General features: G+C 63.8%; 19 protein-coding genes. 14 read left to right on the forward strand and 5 right to left on the reverse strand.

The features are described 5' to 3' along the window. Positions 1-92 precede the first annotated feature (92 nt). Together mpl and ubiX are read left to right on the forward strand one after the other, a co-directional pair. Positions 93-1442, forward strand: coding sequence for a UDP-N-acetylmuramate:L-alanyl-gamma-D-glutamyl-meso-diaminopimelate ligase (gene mpl / locus ASF84_RS26365; RefSeq protein ID WP_056842006.1), 1350 nt, complete (start codon positions 93-95; stop codon positions 1440-1442). After that, entirely contained in the window at positions 1439-2065 is a 627-nt protein-coding gene (gene ubiX, locus ASF84_RS26370) for a flavin prenyltransferase UbiX (protein ID WP_056841854.1), read from the forward strand. The genes mpl and ubiX overlap by 4 nt, the downstream gene beginning before the upstream one ends. Positions 2066-2106: 41 nt before the next feature. Here ubiX and ASF84_RS26375 read toward each other — a convergent pair whose 3' ends face one another. From ASF84_RS26375 to ASF84_RS26385, 3 genes are all read right to left on the reverse strand, one after another. Further along, positions 2107-2748: an oxidoreductase gene (locus ASF84_RS26375; RefSeq protein WP_056841855.1), complete on the reverse strand. Its 642-nt coding sequence runs from the start codon at positions 2746-2748 to the stop codon at positions 2107-2109. A gap of 62 nt (positions 2749-2810) precedes the next feature. Further along, positions 2811-4535, reverse strand: coding sequence for a C13 family peptidase (locus ASF84_RS26380; protein ID WP_056841856.1), 1725 nt, complete (start codon positions 4533-4535; stop codon positions 2811-2813). 143 nt (positions 4536-4678) lie between these two features. Next, positions 4679-5134: a MaoC family dehydratase gene (locus ASF84_RS26385; RefSeq protein WP_056841857.1), complete on the reverse strand. Its 456-nt coding sequence runs from the start codon at positions 5132-5134 to the stop codon at positions 4679-4681. Positions 5135-5309: 175 nt separating this feature from the next. Between ASF84_RS26385 and ASF84_RS26390 the strand changes: the two genes are divergently transcribed. The 3 genes from ASF84_RS26390 to ASF84_RS26400 are packed head-to-tail and all read left to right on the forward strand — an operon-like array spanning position 5310 to position 6981. Next, positions 5310-5672, forward strand: coding sequence for a CidA/LrgA family protein (locus ASF84_RS26390; RefSeq protein WP_056841858.1), 363 nt, complete (start codon positions 5310-5312; stop codon positions 5670-5672). A gap of 2 nt (positions 5673-5674) precedes the next feature. After that, the gene (locus tag ASF84_RS26395; protein ID WP_164708386.1) at positions 5675-6385 is read left to right on the forward strand and encodes an LrgB family protein; all 711 of its coding nucleotides are present in this window, start codon (positions 5675-5677) and stop codon (positions 6383-6385) included. An 11-nt stretch (positions 6386-6396) separates the two neighbouring features. Beyond that, positions 6397-6981: an LON peptidase substrate-binding domain-containing protein gene (locus ASF84_RS26400; RefSeq protein ID WP_056841860.1), complete on the forward strand. Its 585-nt coding sequence runs from the start codon at positions 6397-6399 to the stop codon at positions 6979-6981. A gap of 6 nt (positions 6982-6987) precedes the next feature. Here the strand turns inward: ASF84_RS26400 and ASF84_RS26405 are convergent, their stop codons facing one another. Further along, on the reverse strand, positions 6988-8310 hold the full coding sequence (locus tag ASF84_RS26405; RefSeq protein WP_056841861.1) for a bifunctional DedA family/phosphatase PAP2 family protein: 1323 nt from the start codon (positions 8308-8310) through the stop codon (positions 6988-6990). A gap of 2 nt (positions 8311-8312) precedes the next feature. Further along, complete coding sequence (locus ASF84_RS26410) at positions 8313-8981, reverse strand: DNA-3-methyladenine glycosylase (protein WP_056841862.1); 669 nt, start codon at positions 8979-8981, stop codon at positions 8313-8315. 265 nt (positions 8982-9246) lie between these two features. Here ASF84_RS26410 and ASF84_RS26415 point away from each other — a divergent pair, with 265 nt between their 5' ends. The 9 genes from ASF84_RS26415 to ASF84_RS26455 all read left to right on the forward strand — a co-directional run bounded on the left by ASF84_RS26415 (position 9247) and on the right by ASF84_RS26455 (position 18594). Beyond that, positions 9247-10518, forward strand: coding sequence for a glutamate-5-semialdehyde dehydrogenase (locus ASF84_RS26415; RefSeq protein ID WP_056841863.1), 1272 nt, complete (start codon positions 9247-9249; stop codon positions 10516-10518). 22 nt (positions 10519-10540) lie between these two features. Then, complete coding sequence (gene nadD / locus ASF84_RS26420) at positions 10541-11200, forward strand: nicotinate-nucleotide adenylyltransferase (protein WP_162241281.1); 660 nt, start codon at positions 10541-10543, stop codon at positions 11198-11200. Positions 11201-11256: 56 nt separating this feature from the next. Beyond that, positions 11257-11643 carry a ribosome silencing factor gene (gene rsfS / locus ASF84_RS26425; protein WP_056841865.1) on the forward strand — a complete coding sequence of 129 codons (387 nt, stop codon included), beginning with the start codon at positions 11257-11259 and terminating at the stop codon, positions 11641-11643. 9 nt (positions 11644-11652) lie between these two features. After that, complete coding sequence (gene rlmH / locus ASF84_RS26430; RefSeq protein ID WP_056841866.1) at positions 11653-12120, forward strand: 23S rRNA (pseudouridine(1915)-N(3))-methyltransferase RlmH; 468 nt, start codon at positions 11653-11655, stop codon at positions 12118-12120. A gap of 12 nt (positions 12121-12132) precedes the next feature. Further along, on the forward strand, positions 12133-14052 hold the full coding sequence (gene mrdA / locus ASF84_RS26435) for a penicillin-binding protein 2 (protein WP_056841867.1): 1920 nt from the start codon (positions 12133-12135) through the stop codon (positions 14050-14052). A 31-nt stretch (positions 14053-14083) separates the two neighbouring features. Continuing rightward, a complete protein-coding gene (gene rodA / locus ASF84_RS26440) occupies positions 14084-15187 on the forward strand; it encodes a rod shape-determining protein RodA (protein WP_056842007.1) in 1104 nt (367 codons plus the stop codon). Between the two features lie 17 nt (positions 15188-15204). Further along, entirely contained in the window at positions 15205-16212 is a 1008-nt protein-coding gene (gene mltB / locus ASF84_RS26445) for a lytic murein transglycosylase B (RefSeq protein ID WP_056842008.1), read from the forward strand. Beyond that, positions 16212-17222, forward strand: coding sequence for a septal ring lytic transglycosylase RlpA family protein (locus tag ASF84_RS26450; protein WP_056841868.1), 1011 nt, complete (start codon positions 16212-16214; stop codon positions 17220-17222). Before mltB ends, ASF84_RS26450 begins: the two co-directional genes overlap by 1 nt. 211 nt (positions 17223-17433) lie before the next feature. Further along, positions 17434-18594 carry a D-alanyl-D-alanine carboxypeptidase family protein gene (locus tag ASF84_RS26455; RefSeq protein ID WP_056841869.1) on the forward strand — a complete coding sequence of 387 codons (1161 nt, stop codon included), beginning with the start codon at positions 17434-17436 and terminating at the stop codon, positions 18592-18594. The last annotated feature ends 75 nt before the right edge of the window (positions 18595-18669 follow it).

Here is an 18669-nt window from a genome sequence, read left to right on the forward strand (position 1 = left end):
TTAGGCGTAGATGCGGTCGATACAGCGCACAAACACAGGGTGCGATTTAACGGTCGCTGGGCTAACCTGCGCGAACGATTTTCGAGGTGGTCATGCATATTCATATTCTTGGTATCTGCGGCACGTTCATGGGCTCGCTGGCGGTCCTCGCCAAGGAACTGGGACACCGTGTCACCGGCTCCGACGCCAACGTCTATCCGCCGATGAGCACGCAGTTGCAGGCTCAGGGCATCGAACTGACCCAGGGCTACGACCCTGAGCAACTGGACCCGGCACCGGACCTGGTGGTGATCGGCAACGCGCTGTCGCGCGGCAATCCGGCCGTGGAATACGTGCTCAACCGCGGCCTGCCGTATGTCTCCGGGCCGCAATGGCTGGCCGACCATGTGTTGCAGGGCCGCTGGGTCCTGGCGGTGGCCGGTACGCATGGCAAGACCACCACCAGCAGCATGCTGGCCTGGGTACTGGAACACGCCGGGATGGCACCGGGCTTCCTGATCGGTGGCATTCCGCAGAACTTCACGGTGTCGGCGCGCCTGGGCGACACACCGTTCTTCGTGGTCGAGGCTGACGAATACGACAGCGCTTTCTTCGACAAGCGTTCCAAGTTCGTGCACTACCGCCCGCGCACCGCAATCCTCAATAACCTTGAGTTCGACCACGCTGACATCTTCCCCGACCTGGCGGCCATCGAGCGCCAGTTCCATCATCTGGTGCGCATCATTCCCAGCGAAGGGCTGGTGATCCACCCCACCACCGAGACCGCCTTGCAGCGCGTGTTGCAGATGGGCTGCTGGACGCCGGTGCAGACCACAGGCCAGGGCGGCCAGTGGCAGGCACGCCTGCTCAGCGAAGACGGTTCGCGTTTCGAGGTGCTGTTCGACGATCAGGTGCAAGGTGTGGTCGAGTGGCCATTGACCGGCCAGCACAACGTCGCCAATGCCCTGGCGACCCTGGCCGCCGCCCGTCATGTCGGCGTACTGCCGACCCAGGGCGTCCAGGCCTTGAGTGCCTTCAAGAGCGTCAAGCGACGCATGGAAGTGGTGGCCCAGGTCAATGGCATCACCCTTTACGACGACTTTGCCCATCACCCCACGGCCATTGCCACGACGCTGGACGGGCTGCGCAAGAAGGTCAACGACGCGCCGATCATCGCTGTCATCGAACCACGCTCCAACTCCATGAAGCTGGGTGCGCACCGTGACGGCCTGCCCGAAAGCGTGCAACAGGCCGATCAGGTGGTCTGGTATGCGCCTGCCAACCTCGGCTGGGACCTGGGCGCCACGGCCGCCCAATGCGCGGTGCCGGCGGTGGTCTGTGACTCCCTGGAAGCCATCATCGCCCGGGTCAAGAGCCAGGCGCAGCCCGGCACCCATGTGGTGATCATGAGCAACGGCGGCTTTGGCGGGCTGCATGGCAAGCTGGCCGAGGCGCTGCAATGAGCGGCCCGGAGCGCATTACCCTGGCGGTGACCGGCGCGTCCGGGGCGCAATACGCCCTGCGCCTGCTGGACTGCCTGGTGCGCGAGGACCGCGAGGTGCATTTTCTGATTTCCAAGGCCGCGCAATTGGTCATGGCCACCGAGACCGACGTTCGCCTGCCGCCCAAGTCGGCGATGATGCAGGCCTTTCTGACCGAGTACACCGGCGCGGCTGCCGGCCAGATTCGTGTCTACGGTCGTGATGACTGGATGTCGCCGGTGGCCTCGGGCTCTGGCGCGCCGGCTGCAATGGTGGTGGTGCCATGCTCCACCGGCACCTTGTCGGCGATTGCCAGCGGTGCCTGCAACAACCTGATCGAACGCGCCGCCGATGTCAGCCTCAAGGAGCGCCGCACGCTGATCCTGGTGCCGCGTGAGGCGCCGTACTCCAGCATTCATCTGGAAAACATGCTCAAGCTGTCGAACATGGGCGCGACCATCCTGCCGGCGTCCCCTGGCTTCTACCACCAGCCGCAGACCATCGACGACCTGGTGGATTTCGTGGTGGCGCGCATTCTCAACCTGCTGAACATTCCCCAGGACATGCTGCCGCGCTGGGGCGAGCACCATATGGGCAGTGACTGATCGTTGCCGGGTCGCTCATGCGACCCGGCACAGCGAATCGCCTATTTCCCCAGTTTGCGCAGCTCATCGGACTCCACGATCCGGATCCCGTCCTGTTCTTCAAGCGCCAGCCGCCACAAGGCCCGTGCCAGGCTGCAAGCCTCGATGGCGCCATATTTGCCGGGGATCAGCTTGGCAATGGGCGCGGCCAGTTGCTCGGTCCAGCGGGTTTCGGTGCGATTGCCCACCAGCAGCGAAGGGCGGGCGAGGGTCAACTGCGGCCAGGCCTGATCAATCAGCGCCTGCTCCATTTCGCCCTTGATGCGGTTATAGAACACGCTCGACTTCGGATCGGCGCCAATCGCGCTGATCACCAGCAAATGGCGGGCACCCAGGGCACGGGCGCGCTCGGCAAAGGCCACCACCAGGTCCAGGTCGACTGCCCGGAATGCCTCTTGCGAGCCTGCCTGCTTGATCGTGGTGCCCAGGCAGCAATAGGCGATGTCTACGCGGCCATCCAGGGTCGGCAGCAGGGTGGCCAGTTCGCCGACCGGGTTTTCCAGGTGGGCGTGGCGGGCCAGCGGTCGGCGGGTCGGGGCCAGCACGCGGCTGACTGTCGGTTCGCTGAGCAGACGATCGAGCAAGTGCTCGCCGGTCAGGCCGGTGGCGCCGGCCAGCAGAATATGTTGCGGCGTCAGGTACATAAAATTTCTCCCTTGCTGCTTACAGCCTAGACACTCATGGCCAAGCGGCGATGCCACGGCGCCTAACGGCTACTTGAGGTGTTCGCATCCTTGCGTATCAGCGTTGTGGTCAGTGCTCGTTCTGCCTGGTGTTTGCGCAACAATTGCCAGCGGGCAATCACCCCCTTCGGTGCCCACATCTGGGGTTCGGACGCTTCGAAATTGTCTTCGATCTCTCGCTGGGCGACGTAGGCGCTGGCGTGTTCGAACGCTTGTTTCAAGTCATCTGTTTCGACCAGCGCCTTGGCAAATAGTGCATCGCCAAAGTAAGTGAAGTCGGCCTCCTCGGAGCAGCCGAACGACACCCGGTCCGCCCGCGAGGCGGTGATCACCAGGGTGCGTTCATCCTTGAGCGGCGCAATGAAACCGCCTGAATAACAAGCCGAGATCACCACGACCTTGTCACGGTTTTTCAGCGGCGCCAGCAGCACGGCCAGTTCGTCGGCGGGCAGGTCCGAGAGCGACAGGCGCGGCTGGTCGAGCACCAGTTCATGATCCGAGGTGCCATGGCTGGTCAGGTAGATGAAAATCAGGTCTTCCGGCCCGCTGCGCTGCGACAGGGTCTGCACGGCACGACTGATGGTCTCGCGGGTGGCCAGCGGTCGGTTCTGCATCTGGTCGCGATGGTTGACCAGGCTGACCTGGCCGCGAGCGCCGAAGCGCGTCTTCAACAGGTTACTGACGTAATCGGCTTCACGCATGAACACGCTCTGCTTGCCATCACCGCCGACCACCAGGCTGTACAGCTCAACTGCCGGCGTCGAGGCCGGCACCGCTTTCAGGGCATTTTCGAGCAGCGCACCCTGAGCCAGCAGGCCGGTTTCCAGGCTGTCGGGCAGCAGGTTGCCGTGTTCGTCACGCACTTGCTGGCCGTTGGCCCAGATACCCCGCAGAACGCGGCCATCGGCCTGGGTCAGTACGCCGGGGCCCTGATAGGTGTCATTGGCAAAGCGGCCGACATAGGTGCTGCCATCGGCCAGGCGCAGATGCCCTTCACCCATGAAGCGCCAGTTGTTGAACTCGCCCTGGTAGCGGCTGCCGTCGGCACCGATCAGTTCGCCCTTGCCAGTGAGGGCGCCGTTCTTGAACTGGCCGCTCCAGACGTCGCCCTCGCTGTTCTCGTAGCGCCCCTTGCCGTCGAGCTGGTTGTCATGAAAGTTGCCGAGGTACTGGTCGCCCTCGGCACTGGTAAAGGTGCCATTGCCCTGCAACTGCCCGTTGACGAAGCGGCCGCTGAACTGGTTGCCGTTGGCGTCGCTGCGCACGCCTTCGCCGTCGGGCTTGCCCTTGACGAACTGGCCCTGGTACTGGCTGCCGTCATCCAGTTCCAGGCGCCCCGGGCCGTCGTAGAGGTCGGCCTTGAACTGCCCGCGGTAGAACACGCCCTTTTCCTTGAGCGTGCCTTCGCCGTCACGGCGGCCTTTCTTGAACCCGCCGACGTAACTGCCGTTGCGCGTGGTCAGGCTGCCCTGGCCGTTGAACAGGCCCTGCTCGAAACCACCCTTGTACACATCGCCGTTGCTGGCATGCCATTCGCCCTGGCCATGCCACAGGCCGTTGTCGAACTGGCCGGCGTACCAACTGCCGTTGGGGTAATCGATGCGGCCCTGGCCCTGCAGCAGGCCGTTGACCAGCTCGCCGCGGTAGCGCCCGCCGTCCGGCAGGCGGCCGTCGGGTGGCAGCAGGGATTCGCCGTCTCCGCAACCGGCCATCAGAAGGGTCAATGCCAGGGGTGCAAGCGCGCGCATGTCAGGTCTCGACGAGGTATCTATCGGGGGGTGTGCGCCGGGCGTGGGCCAGACGCACAAAAGTGCGATACAGCAGGCGCGAGTATGCCGCAGCGTGTCAGGGCGGCGAAACAGTCAGTACGACTGTTTCTTGCCCATCGGCGTTATACGAAGCACAAGGTCAGGGGTTCGGCGATATAGGCCGGCTTGTCCTGGCCTTCGATTTCCAGGGTCACGGTGCCCTTGAGCAGCCACTGGCCGGGTTTCTTTTCCGTGACGTCGGTGAGTTGCAGCTTGAGCCGCACCCGTGAACCCACGGCCACCGGCTGGATGAAACGCACACTGTCCAGGCCATAGTTGACCACCATTTTCAGCCCTTCAGGCAACACCAGCAGGTCGCCCATGAGTTTTGGAATCAGCGACAGCGACAGAAAACCGTGGGCAATGGTGCCGCCAAACGGCGTTTGCGCGGCCTTGACCGGGTCTATGTGAATGAATTGAAAGTCGCCGGTGGCTTCGGCAAACAGGTCGATGCGCTCCTGGTCGATGGTCAGCCAGTCGGAATGTCCCAGGTCCTGACCCACATAATCAGCCAGTTGAGCTGCCGGTACATAAGGCATGTCTCTCTCCTTGAGGTGTCGTGCATTGAATGGATGCTCCGTCGTGCGGGCTGCTGAAGATCAGCAGAGGCAGGCGGGTTGGTCAAGTTCTGCAGGGGCTATCGATGGTGGTCTATAGCCTGCGCCCGAGCATGCCTATAATGGCGCCGCGAATGGTCATCTGCGAGAGTCACGCATGCTGCTACGAGGACTGACGGCGCTGGTCTTGTTCCAGTTGCTGGGAACTGCGCTCAATCACCTGTTCATACCGGTGTTGCCCGGGCCGATCATCGGCATGATCCTGCTGCTGGCGTTTCTGCTGGTACGCGGCGAGGTGGACGAGCCCATCGGCCAGGCCGCCAGCAGCCTGCTGCGCTACCTGCCGCTGTTGCTGGTGCCGCCGGCGGTGGGCGTGATGGCGTATGCCGCCGCCATCGCCGAGGACTTCTGGGCCATTATCGCAACGCTGGTGGTGTCGCTGGTCCTGTCGATGATCTTTGTCGGGGTCCTGATGCAAAAACTGGCCGAGCGTCAGGCACGCCGCAAGGAACCCTCATGATGCTGGACTGGCATGGCGCCTGGGTGTCGGTGATCCATCACCCGTTGTTCGGCATCGGCATCACGCTGGCCGCCTACCAACTGGCGGTTGCCGCCTATGAGCGCACTCGCTGGATCTTCCTGCAGCCGGTGCTGGTGTCGATGCTGATCCTGATCGGCATCCTGCTGGCGTGCGCAATCGAATACGGCGAATACCGCAAGAGCACCGAAATCCTCGGTGTGTTGCTGGGGCCGGCCACCGTGGCGCTGGCCGTGCCGCTTTATCTGAATCTGCGCCGGATTCGCCAGTTGTTCTGGCCAACCTTGACTACGCTGGTGCTGGGTGGTGTCTTCGCCACCGGGGCCTGCCTGCTACTGGGCTCGTTACTGGGAGCCAATCACATGATGCTGATGACCATGGCGCCCAAGTCAGTGACTTCACCCATTGCCATGCTGGTGGCCGAGCAGATGGGCGGGGTCGCCGCGCTGGCGGCGGTGTTCGTGCTGATTACCGGCGTGCTGGGGGCGATCTGCGGTCCGGCCTTGCTGTCATGGGCCCGGGTCGATCATCCTGCAGCGCGTGGCATGGCGTTGGGCCTGACTGCACATGCGGTGGGCACTTCGCTGGCCTTGCAGGAGGGTGAAGAAACCGGGGCATTCGCCGCGCTGGCCATGAGCCTGATGGGCGTGGCCACGGCATTATGCCTGCCCTTGGCGGTGTCTTTGATCGTTTGAAGGAACCTGTTATGACGTTGCCGCTTTTCCCGCTCAATGCGGTGCTGTTTCCCGGGTGTGTACTGGACCTGCAACTGTTCGAGGCCCGCTATCTGGACATGATCGGCCGGTGCATGAAACGCGGTGAGAGTTTTGGCGTGGTATGCATCACCGAAGGCCGCGAGGTCGGTGTCGCCCCGGACGGCTATGCGCTGATTGGCTGCGAGGCGCAGGTCTGCGACTTCCAGCAGCAGGACAACGGCCTGTTGGGCATTCGTGTAGTGGGCGGGCGACGCTTTCGGGTCACGCATGCCGAGGTGCAGCGCGATCAACTGCTGGTCGCCGACGTACAGTGGCTTGAAGACCTGCCGGAGCGGCCCTTGCAGGAAGAGGACGCCGACCTGGTGGCGCTGCTGCATGCCCTGGCCGAGCACCCCATGGTCGCCGCGCTGAACATGGGCCTGGAGGCCCAGGGGCAGCAGTCGCTGGCCAATCAGTTGGCCTACCTGCTGCCGTTCAGCGAGCAGGACAAGATCGACCTGCTGGAAATCGACGACCCCGAGGATCGTCTTGAAGCGATCCAGAACCTGCTCGACGACCTGCAGGGCGACGGCTGACTGCGCTCAGGGCAGGTACTGGTAGCGCTGCATCGCATGCGACAGCGCGTTGACCGCGAACACGCCCAGCAGCGCGGTCACGGCCGGTAGCAACAGCCACCACACCCGTGGCGACATGGCCGGCAGCGGCGTGCGGTGCTGGATGATGGTCAGGCTGGCGGCGCAGATGCCCAGTGCCAGCATCATGCCGGCAAGAATGTCGGTCGGCCAGTGCACCCCCAGGTACACCCGCGACAGGGCAATCGACAGCGCCGGAATCGCACCCAGCACCAGCCAGGCCAGGCGCAGGCGCACCGGCTGGCTGCGGCCGGCCAGTACGGCCAGGGTCATGAACAGCGCAAAGGCCGCCGAGCTGTGGCCGCTGGGCATGCTGTAGCTGCTCAGCGGGTCAAGCAGCACATCCGGGCGGGCGCGGGCGAACAGCAGCTTGAGCGCACCGTTGGCCAGCGCGGTGCCCAGCAGGGTCATCAACGCAAAGGCGGCATGCCGCCATTGGCGGGCGATCGCCAGGGCCAGGATCACCACGCAGGCGGCCAGCAACTGGGCCTTGAAGTCGCCCAGGCTGGTCACCAGCAGCACGATGTTTTGCGCCGTTGCGCTGCGGTGCTCCTGAATCAGTGTCATCAGGCCCTGATCGAAGCGGTCCAGGTGCGGCCAGCCAACGAACAAGGCCGCCATCACCAACAGGCACAGGCCGCTGATCAGCTTGGTGGCATAGCGTTGCTGGCGCATGCTGCTCTGGATGCTCAGCCCGAACAGGATCGCAAGACCGGCACCGACCACCGCCGCTTCGCTCCAGAATCCTTCCGGCAGCGGCAGGCGAATGGCCGCACCGGCGGCCCAGCCCGGCAACAGGTAGGCAATCGACCAGCCGATGGCGGCAATGATGCTGACCGCCAGGAAACGTATGAACGGCATGTCGCACATGCCGGCGATCATCGGCAGCATCGGCCGCAGCGGCCCGATGAAGCGGCCCACCAGCAAACTGGCAATGCCGTAGCGCTGGAAATAGGCTTCTGCGCCTGTCATCCACTCCGGGTGCGAGCGCAGCCCTGGCAAGCGGCGGATGTTCTGATGAAAGTGCCGGCCCAGAAAGTACGACACCAGGTCACCCAGCAAGCCGCCGAGAATGCCCAGCAGCAACACCTCGCCCAGCGGCAGGATGCCGCTGCCGGCCAGGGCGGCGATGGCGAACATCAGCACAGTGCCCGGGACCACGATCCCGGCAATCGCCACGCATTCGACAAACGCCACGACAAAAATGGCCACCGCCACCCAGGAAGGGTTGGCCGTCAGCCAGCCAGTAATGCCGTCAAGCCAGTGACCCATGGTCAGTTTCCTTGATCCAGATAAAAGTAATCGCGGCCTTCGACCTGACCGCGACGCAGTGGGTTCCGTGTGCACCAGCGGGCTTGTTCGGCGTCCACGAAGCGGTACATCAGGTGCTCGTCGCGCCCGGTCGGGATGCCCAGGCGGGTGGTCTGGATAATGCGCGGCTCAAGGCCCACGTCTTCGACGAACAAGCGCTCAGGATCGAAACGCTGCCCGTCCCACACCGGCACTTTCAGGCCCAGGGCCCGACACAACAAGGTCTGTCCGGCGCACAGGCGCTGCGGGTCACGCAGGTGCCCGCTGGCGTCGGGGTTGTTCAGTTGCATCTGCGCCAGGGCATTGGCATCGCTGACGTCGTCCGTCCACGGCATGCCGGACTTGATCAGCACGGCATTGCCGGGCCCCTGGGCACTGAAATTCAACGAATCGCCGCCCCGGGCGTAATACATGTAGATATGCCCGCCATCGAGAAACAGCGCCCGGCGCTTTTCGGTATAGCCCAGCGAAGCATGGCTGCCTTTGTCGGCCAGGTAATACGCTTCGGTCTCGATGATGCGTGCGGCCAGCCACAGCTCGCCGACCTTGTGGCGAATGACCTTGCCCAGCAGGTCGCGGGCCAGTACCTGGGCGTCACGGTTGAAGAAATAGTCGGGCAGGGCTGTGGGCATAAAGGCTCGCGTGCAGGGGCAAGGCGCAGAATCATAACAAGGGCGGGCTGGAATGCAGCTCAAACCTTGGGTTGGCTACGCTTTGTTGTTTCTGGAAATGACAAGATAGGGTCTTGGGCAGTCGGGGTCATCTGTAAAGCCTGTGAGACACGGTGTTAATGAAGATTTTGCAAGGATGTCGACCATCCGCCTGTCTGCGCTGTCGTTCGGGCGGCCCGACAGCTATAATCGACCGCTTTCCTCTTTGCCAAGACCTCCTGAGACCATGACCGAGTCTGTTCTTGACTACATGACCCGCCTGGGAAGCGCCGCCCGCCAAGCCTCGCGTGTGATCGGCCGTGCCAGTACCGCGCAGAAGAACCGCGCCTTGCTGGCCACCGCCGCCGCGCTGGACGCTGCGCGCGCCGAACTGTCGGCTGCCAACGAGCAAGACCTGGCCCACGGCCGCGCCAATGGCCTGGAGCCGGCCTTGCTCGATCGCCTGGCGCTGACCCCTGCACGCATCGACAGCATGATCGTCGGGCTGCGTCAGGTGGCCAGCCTGCCGGACCCGGTCGGCGCGATCCGCGACATGAGTCATCGACCGTCCGGTATCCAGGTGGGCAAGATGCGCGTGCCGCTGGGCGTGGTCGGCATCATCTACGAGTCGCGGCCGAACGTGACCATCGATGCCGCCAGCCTGTGCCTGAAGTCCGGCAACGCGACCATCCTGCGCGGCGGCTCCGAAGCCATTCACTCCAACCGCGCCATTGCCGCCTGCATCGCGCGTGGCCTGAGCGAAGCCGGTCTGCCGGCGGGCGTCGTGCAAGTGGTCGAAACCACTGATCGCGCAGCGGTCGGCGCCCTGATCACCATGCCCGAGTTCGTCGACGTGATCGTTCCGCGTGGCGGCAAGGGCCTGATCGAGCGCATCAGCCGCGATGCCCGCGTGCCGGTCATCAAGCACCTGGACGGTATCTGCCATATCTACATCAGCGCCCATGCCGACCTGAGCAAGGGCCAACAGATTGCCTTTAACGCCAAGACCTATCGCTACGGTATCTGCGGTGCCATGGAAACCCTGCTGGTCGACCAGGCCGTGGCCGCCGACTTCCTGCCGCCTATGGCCGCGCAATTGCGTGAAAAGGGCGTCGAGCTGCGAGGCTGCGAGCGCACCCGCGCCCTGATCGACGCCCTGCCGGCCACCGAAGACGACTGGCACACCGAATACCTGGCGGCGATCCTGTCAATCCGTGTCGTGGCCAGCCTGGATGAGGCCATCGAGCACATCAACCACTACGGCTCGCACCACAGCGACGGTATCGTGTCCGAACATCAAGGCCAGATCCGGCGCTTCATGGCCGAGGTCGACTCCAGCTCGGTGATGGTCAACGCGCCGACCTGCTTTGCCGACGGCTTCGAATATGGCCTGGGTGCCGAAATCGGCATTTCCACCGACAAGCTGCACGCTCGCGGCCCGGTCGGGCTGGAAGGGCTGACGTGCGAGAAATACATCGTGATCGGCGACGGCCAGTTGCGTGGACAGGAGCCTGTCTGACTTGAGCCAGTCCGCGCCCGCCTTGCCCAGGCGCATCGGCATGTTGGGCGGCACGTTCGATCCGGTGCACATCGGTCATTTGCGTGGAGCCCTTGAAGTCGCCGAGCTGCTCGGTCTCGACGAGCTGCGCCTGACGCCCAGTGCCCGGCCGCCGCACCGCGAACTGCCGAACGTCTCGGCCCGGGATCGCCTGGCCATGGTGCGTTGCGCTGTGGCCGGGGTGGCACCGCTGACGGTGGATGACCGTGAGCTGGCGCGCGACAAGCCGTCGTACACCCTCGACACCCTGGAGTCGATGCGGACCGGGATGGACCCCGATGATCAACTGTTCCTGTTGCTGGGGTGGGATGCGTTCTGCAGCCTGCCGGCCTGGCACCGCTGGGAACACCTGCTGGAGCATTGCCACATCGTGGTGCTGCAACGTCCGGATGCGGACAGCGAACCGCCTGAAGCCTTGCGCAACCTGCTGGCGGCGCGCGCCGTCAGCGACCCGTTGGCCCTGCCGGGGCCGGGCGGGAACATTACGTTTGTCTGGCAGACACCGCTATCGGTGTCGGCCACCCAGATCCGCCAATTACTGGCCGATGGCCGATCGGTACGCTTTCTGGTACCGGATGCGGTTCTGGCCTATATCGAAGCGCACGGGCTGTACCGTGCGCCGAAGACCGACGGAGCGCCCTGATACGCTTGCATGGCAAGCCACAGGGTGTGTCCACATTGATGAGTGAATGAGTTTTTATGACCAAGCAGAAATTGAACAGTGAAGAAGTCGTCAAGCTGGCCACCGCCGCACTGGAAGATGTAAAAGGCGCCGATATCCTGGCCATCGACGTACGTGACAAGACCAGCATTGCCGACTACATGCTGATCTGCACCGGTACTTCCAACCGCCAGCTCAACGCCCTGGTCGACAGCGTGCGTGAAAAGGTCAAGGCCGCCGGCGTGCAACCGCTGAGCGAAGAAGGCAAGGGCGACAGCGACTGGGTGCTGCTGGACCTGGGCGACGTCGTAGTGCACGTGATGACCGCAGCTGCCCGTCAGTTCTATGACCTCGAACGCCTGTGGCAGGGCGCCGAACAAAGCCGCGCCGCCAGCGCTGCGCATCACACCCCAGGTTTCGAATAAGCCGCTGTCGTGCGTATCCGCCTGATTGCCGTAGGCTCGCGCATGCCCAAGTGGGTCGAAGAGGGCTGGCACGAGTACGCCAAGCGCCTGCCTTCGGAGCTGTCCCTTGAGCTGGTCGAAATCGCGCTCAACACCCGTGGCAAGAACGCCGACGTGGCGCGCCTGATCCGTCAGGAAGGCGAAGCCATGCTGGCCAAGGTGCAACCGGGCGAGCGGATCGTGACCCTCGAGGTACAGGGCAAGCCCTGGAGCACCGAGCAACTGGCCGGTGAGCTCGATCGCTGGCGTCTGGATGCCCGCACGGTCAACCTCATGGTCGGCGGCCCGGAAGGGCTGGCGCCAGAGGTGTGCGCGCGCAGCGAACAGCGCTGGTCGCTGTCACCGCTGACCTTGCCGCATCCGCTGGTACGCATCCTGATCGGCGAACAGATCTATCGCGCCTGGACAGTCCTGTCCGGGCACCCTTACCACAAGTAGTTCGCCCTCCAAATGTCCCAGCCGATCCGCCTCAAAGACCACGAGAAAGACGCACGCCTGGTGCGCAGCCGTGTCGTGGTCGGGGCCGTGGCCATCGTGCTGCTGGTGTGCGTACTGATTGCGCGCCTGTATTACCTGCAGGTCATCCAGTACGACTATCACTCCACGCTGTCTGAGAACAACCGGGTCCATGTCCAGCCGATCCCGCCCAGCCGCGGCCTGATCTTCGACCGCAATGGCCTGGTGGTCGCCGATAACCGGCCCAGCTTCAGCCTGAGCATGACCCGCGAACGGGCCGGTGACTGGGCCGGGGTGCTCGACACCATCGTCGAGGTGCTGCAACTGAGCCCCGATGACCGGGCCATCTTCGAAAAGCGCATGAAGCAGGGGCGCCGGCCGTTCGAGCCGGTGCCCATTCTCTTTGAGCTGACCGAAGAGCAGATCGCCCTGGTGGCGGTCAACCAGTTTCGCCTGCCCGGGGTCGAGGTGGTGGCGCAGCTGGTGCGGCATTACCCGCAGGGCGCGCACTTCGCGCACTCGGTGGGTTATGTCGGGCGTATCAACGAGAAAGAGCTCAAGACCCTCGACCCGGTGGCCTACAGTGGCACCCACCACATCGGCAAGACCGGCATCGAGCGGTTCTATGAAAACGAACTGCACGGCCAGGTCGGCTACGAAGAAGTCGAAACCAATGCGCGCGGGCGGGTGCTGCGGGTGCTCAAGCGCACCGACCCGGTGCCGGGCAAGGACATTGTCCTGAGCCTGGACATTCACCTGCAGGAAGCGGCCGAAGCGGCACTGGGCGGTCGTCGCGGGGCCGTGGTGGCGCTCGACCCCAATACCGGTGAAGTGCTGGCCATGGTCAGCGCCCCCAGCTTCGACCCGAACCTGTTCGTCACCGGCATCAGCTTCAAGGCCTATGCCGAGTTGCGCGATTCCATCGACCGGCCGCTGTTCAACCGCATCCTGCGCGGCCTGTACCCGCCGGGCTCGACCATCAAGCCGGCGGTGGCCATTGCCGGGCTTGACGGTGGCGCCGTCACGCCGGGCTCGCGGGTATTCGACCCCGGCTATTACCAGTTGCCCAACTATGACCACAAATACCGTAACTGGAACCGCTCCGGTGACGGCTGGGTCGACCTGGACACCGCGATCATGCGTTCCAACGACACCTACTTCTATGACCTGGCGCATAAGCTGGGCATCGACAAGCTGTCGGTCTACATGAACAAGTTCGGCATCGGCCAGAAGGTCTCGCTGGACATGTTCGAAGAATCCCCCGGCCTGATGCCGTCCCGGGAATGGAAGCGCACCACGCGCCGCCAGGCCTGGTTCCCCGGCGAAACGCTGATCCTGGGGATCGGCCAGGGCTACATGCAGGCCACACCGCTGCAACTGGCCCAGGCCACGGCATTGGTGGCCAGCAAGGGCAAGTGGATTCGGCCGCACCTGGCCAAGACCATCGAAGGCCAGCCGCCGGTCGATCCCAATCCGGTGCCGGACATCATCCTGCGCGACCCCAATAACTGGGCGCGGGTCAACCACGGCATGCAGGAAGTGATGCACGGTGCCCGCGGGACCGCGCGCAAGGCCGCCGTCGGTGCGCAATACCGCATCGCCGGCAAGAGTGGTACGGCCCAGGTCGTGGCCATCAAGCAGGGCGAGAAGTACGACCGCACCAAGGTCCAGGAGCGCCATCGCGACCACGCCCTGTTCGTCGGCTTTGCCCCGGCCGACAACCCCAGGATCGTGGTGGCGGTGATGGTCGAGAACGGCGAGTCCGGCTCCGGCGTCGCGGCGCCTGTGGTCCGTCAGGTCATGGACGCCTGGCTGCTGGACCAGAACGGTCACCTCAAGCCTGAATACGCCGGCTCCCTCAACCCCGAACGCGGCGCTGCACCGACCGCCGAGGCCGCTGCCCGTGAAGAGTAATTTCGACCGCATCCTGTCCAGCGAAGACGTCATGCGTCGCCGCGCCACGCTGCTGCAGCGCATTCATATCGACGGTCCGTTGCTGGTGCTGCTGCTGATTCTGGCCGCGGGCAGCCTGTTCGTCCTGTATTCGGCCAGTGGCAAGAACTGGGACCTGCTGCTCAAGCAGGCCAGCTCCTTTGGCCTGGGCATGGTTGCGATGGTGATCATTGCCCAGTTCGAGCCGCGCTTCATGGCGCGCTGGGTGCCGGTGGGCTATGTGATCGGCGTGATCCTGCTGGTGGTGGTCGACATCATGGGCCACAACGCCATGGGCGCGACCCGCTGGATCAACATTCCCGGCGTCATCCGCTTCCAGCCTTCGGAGTTCCTGAAGATCCTGATGCCGGCGACCATTGCCTGGTACCTGTCAAAACGCACGCTGCCGCCGCAACTCAAGCATGTGGCCGTGAGCCTGGCGCTGATCGGCGTGCCCTTTGTGCTGATTGTGCGCCAGCCTGACCTTGGCACCTCGCTGCTGATCCTGGCCTCGGGCGCTTTCGTGCTGTTCATGGCCGGCCTGCGCTGGCGCTGGATCGTCAGTGTGCTGGCGGCGGCCGTACCAGCGGCCGTGCTGATGTGGTTCTTCTTCATGCACGACTACCAGAAGCAGCGGGTGCTGACCTTTCTCGACCCCGAGAGCGACCCGCTGGGCACCGGCTGGAACATCATCCAGTCCAAGGCCGCCATCGGCTCGGGCGGCGTGTTCGGCAAGGGCTGGCTGCTGGGCACCCAGTCGCACCTGGACTTCCTGCCGGAAAGCCACACCGACTTCATCATCGCCGTGCTCGGCGAAGAGTTCGGCCTGGTCGGCATCTGTGCGCTGCTGATCATCTACCTGTTGCTCATCGGTCGCGGGCTGGTCATCACCGCCCAGGCCCAGACCCTGTTCGGCAAGTTGCTGGCCGGGGCACTGACCATGACCTTCTTTGTCTATGTGTTCGTCAATATCGGCATGGTCAGCGGTTTGCTGCCAGTGGTGGGGGTTCCGTTACCCTTCATTAGCTACGGGGGAACTTCGCTGGTGACCCTGCTGTCAGCGTTTGGAATTTTGATGTCGATTCATACCCATCGCAAATGGATCGCACAAACTTGATCAAGGTGAACTATTCAATGCAAGCAGTGCGCAACTGGGCTCGCTACGCTCCGCTGGTCGGCCTGGTGGGACTTCTCGGCTCGCTGCAGGAGGCCATGGCCGGTGCCTACGAAGGTTCGCCCCAGGTAGCCGAGTTCGTGGGTCAGATGACCCGCGATCATGGTTTTGCCGGTGAACAATTGATGAGCATCTTCCGTGAGGTCGAGCGCAAGCAGGCGATCCTCGATGCCATCTCGCGCCCGGCCGAACGGGTCAAGCCGTGGAAGGAATACCGACCGATGTTCATGACCGAGGCGCGCATCGCCCGCGGTGTGGATTTCTGGCGCCAGCACGAAGCGGTGCTGGCCCGTGCCGAGCGTGAATACGGCGTGCCCGCCCAGGTGATCGTGGCAATCATCGGCGTCGAGACCTTCTTTGGCCGCAACACCGGCAACTACCGGGTGATCGATGCGTTGTCGACCCTGGGCTTCGACTACCCGCCGCGCGCCGACTTTTTCCGCAAGGAACTGCGCGAGTACCTGCTGCTGGCCCGCGAACAACAGATCGACCCGCTGACTGTCAAAGGCTCCTACGCCGGCGCCATGGGCCTGCCGCAGTTCATGCCCAGCAGCTTTCGCGCCTATGCCGTGGATTTCGACGGCGATGGCCATATCAATATCTGGACCGACCCGGACGACGCCATCGGCAGTGTGGCCAGCTACTTCAAGCGCCACGGCTGGACGGCCGGACAGCCGGTTGTCAGCCGTGCCAGCGTACAGGGGCCGCAGGTCGACAAGGGGCTGAGCCCCGGACTCGACCCGGTCATGAGCCTTGGGGAGTTGCGAGCCCTGGGCTGGGCAAGTCATGATGCGCTGCGCGCCGACCTGCCGGTCACCGCCTTTCGCCTTGAAGGCGATCAAGGCCCTGAATACTGGATAGGATTGAACAATTTTTATGCAATCACCCGTTACAACCGCAGTGTGATGTACGCCATGGCCGTGCATCAGTTATCCGAATCGCTGGTTCAAGCTCGAGGCTTCAAGTAATGCGGGCAAGTACCTCACTGAAACTGCTGCTGTGTGCCGGGCTCGGACTGGTGCTTGCCAGTTGCTCGTCACCCAGCCGATCTCCCCAGAAAAGCGGTAGCGGCCCGGTCGTGCGTGCCACGCCAGGCCTGGACATCAACCGTGCCCACAAGGACGGTGCGCCCTGGTGGGACGTCGACATCACCAAGATTCCCGATGCCACGCCAACCGTGCACACTGGTGCCTTCAAGGCCAACCCCTACACCGTACTGGGCAAGAACTACTTTCCCATGAGCGACGGTCGGCGCTATGTCGCCACTGGCACCGCTTCCTGGTACGGCACCAAGTTCCACGGCCAGAACACCGCCAACGGCGAAGTCTATGACCTGTACGGCATGAGTGCCGCGCACAAGACCCTGCCGCTGCCGACCTACGTGAAGGTCACCAACCTGGACAACAACCGTACCGTTGTCCTGCGGGTCAACGACCGTGGGCCGTTCTACTCGGACCGCATCATCGATTTGTCGTACGCCGCCGCCAAGAAGCTCGGTTATGCCGAAAGCGGTACCGCCAGGGTCAAGGTCGAAGGCATCGACCCGCAACAGTGGTGGGACCAGCGCGGCGGCCAGGCACCGCTGATGCTCAGCCAGCCGCAAGTGGCGCCCAGGGCCGTGGCACCGGTGATCACCGCCTCCACCGGCACGATCGAACAATGGACGCCGCCGCCCCAGCAGCATGCCGCCCCGACCGTGCCCTTGCAGGTTGAGGCAAAAAAAAACGATTCAGGATCAGCCGCTGGGCTGTTTCTCCAGGTAGGGGCCTTCGCCAACCCGGATGCTGCGGAGCTGCTGCGCTCGAAACTGAGCACGATGGTCCGGGCGCCGGTGTTCGTCAGTTCCATCGCACGCAACCAGCAGACACTCTATCGCGTGCGGATGGGGCCGGTGGCCACCCAGGGTGAAGCCCAGCAACTGCAGGACAGCGTAAGGTCGGCCAACCTGGGTTCGCCCAGCATGGTGACCCCTGATTGACCGCGCCGCCTGCCGTCTTCACGGCAGGCAAACGCACCGCATCATGGCCTCAACCTGCCGGGCAGAGCAGTAGGTGACGATGCAGCGGCAAGATGCTTCTTGCCTGCCAGGCCTGGCCTGGCGTCACGGGAGACGGGAAGGCGCGCCCTTTCACGGATCCTTGAGTTTTGCCCGCGAGGGCATGTTTGCCATCAGCAATTTAGAGAGACGGATGAACATCACAACCTTTGCAAAACGTTTGTGCCTGCTAGTGCCACTGATCATCACGCCTGCTGCCTGGGCCGTAGAACAGATGACACCGGCGGCACCGCAACTGGCCGCCAAATCCTACGTGCTGATGGATGCCTCCAGCGGCAACGTTCTGGTTGAGAACAACGGCGACCAGCGCCTGCCTCCGGCCAGCCTGACCAAGCTGATGACGGCCTACATCGCGACCCTGGAAATCCGCCGTGGCCAGATCGGCGAAAACGATCCGGTGACGGTCAGCGAGAATTCCTGGCGCACCGGCGGTTCGCGGATGTTCATCAAGGTCGGCAGCCAGGTCAGCGTCAGCGACCTGCTGCACGGGGTCATCATCCAGTCGGGCAACGACGCCAGCGTCGCCCTGGCCGAGCACATCGCCGGCAGCGAAGACGCGTTCGCCGACATGATGAACAAGACCGCGGCCGACCTGAACCTGACCAACACCCACTTCATGAACCCTACCGGCCTGCCGAACCCCGAGCATTACTCCTCGGCGCACGACATGGCCAAGCTGGCCCGGGCGATCATTCATGAAGACCCGGCTCATTACGCGATCTACTCGCAGAAAGAGTTCTTCTGGAACGGCATCAAGCAGCCTAACCGCAACCTGCTGCTGTGGCGCGACAAGACCGTCGACGGCCTGAAGACCGGTCACACCGACGAAGCCGGCTATTGCCTGGTGTCCTCGGCGGTGCGTGACGGCATGCGCCTGATCGCCGTAGTCTTCGGCACCAACAGCGAGCAGGCCCGGGCCGCTGAAACCCAGAAACTGCTGACCTACGGTTTCCGCTTCTTCGAAACCCAGAACTTCTATCAGAAGGGTGCCGAGCTGGCCCAGGCCCCGGTCTGGAAAGGCGCTACCCGCCAGGTCAAGGCCGGCCTTGCCGATGACCTGAGCCTGACCATGCCGAAAGGGCAGATGAAAAAACTGTCTGCCAGCATGACCATGAACCCGCAACTGGTCGCGCCGATCGCCAAGGGCGATGTCATCGGCAAGGTTGAAGTGCGCATGGAAGACAAAGTGGTGCACACCGCCGACCTGATCGCCCTCGATGGCGTCGAGGAAGGTGGCTTTTTCCGCCGTGTGTGGGATAGCATTCGCCTGTTCTTCTTCGGTTTGTTCAACTGACAATCCAGAAATCAATGCCGACTCTCTCGCCGCCCGTCCGTGATCCGGACGGGCGGCGTGTCCGTCGTCACGGCT

The sequence above is a fragment of the Pseudomonas sp. Leaf127 genome (assembly GCF_001423155.1).
In the GTDB taxonomy this organism is placed as follows: domain Bacteria; phylum Pseudomonadota; class Gammaproteobacteria; order Pseudomonadales; family Pseudomonadaceae; genus Aquipseudomonas; species Aquipseudomonas ovata.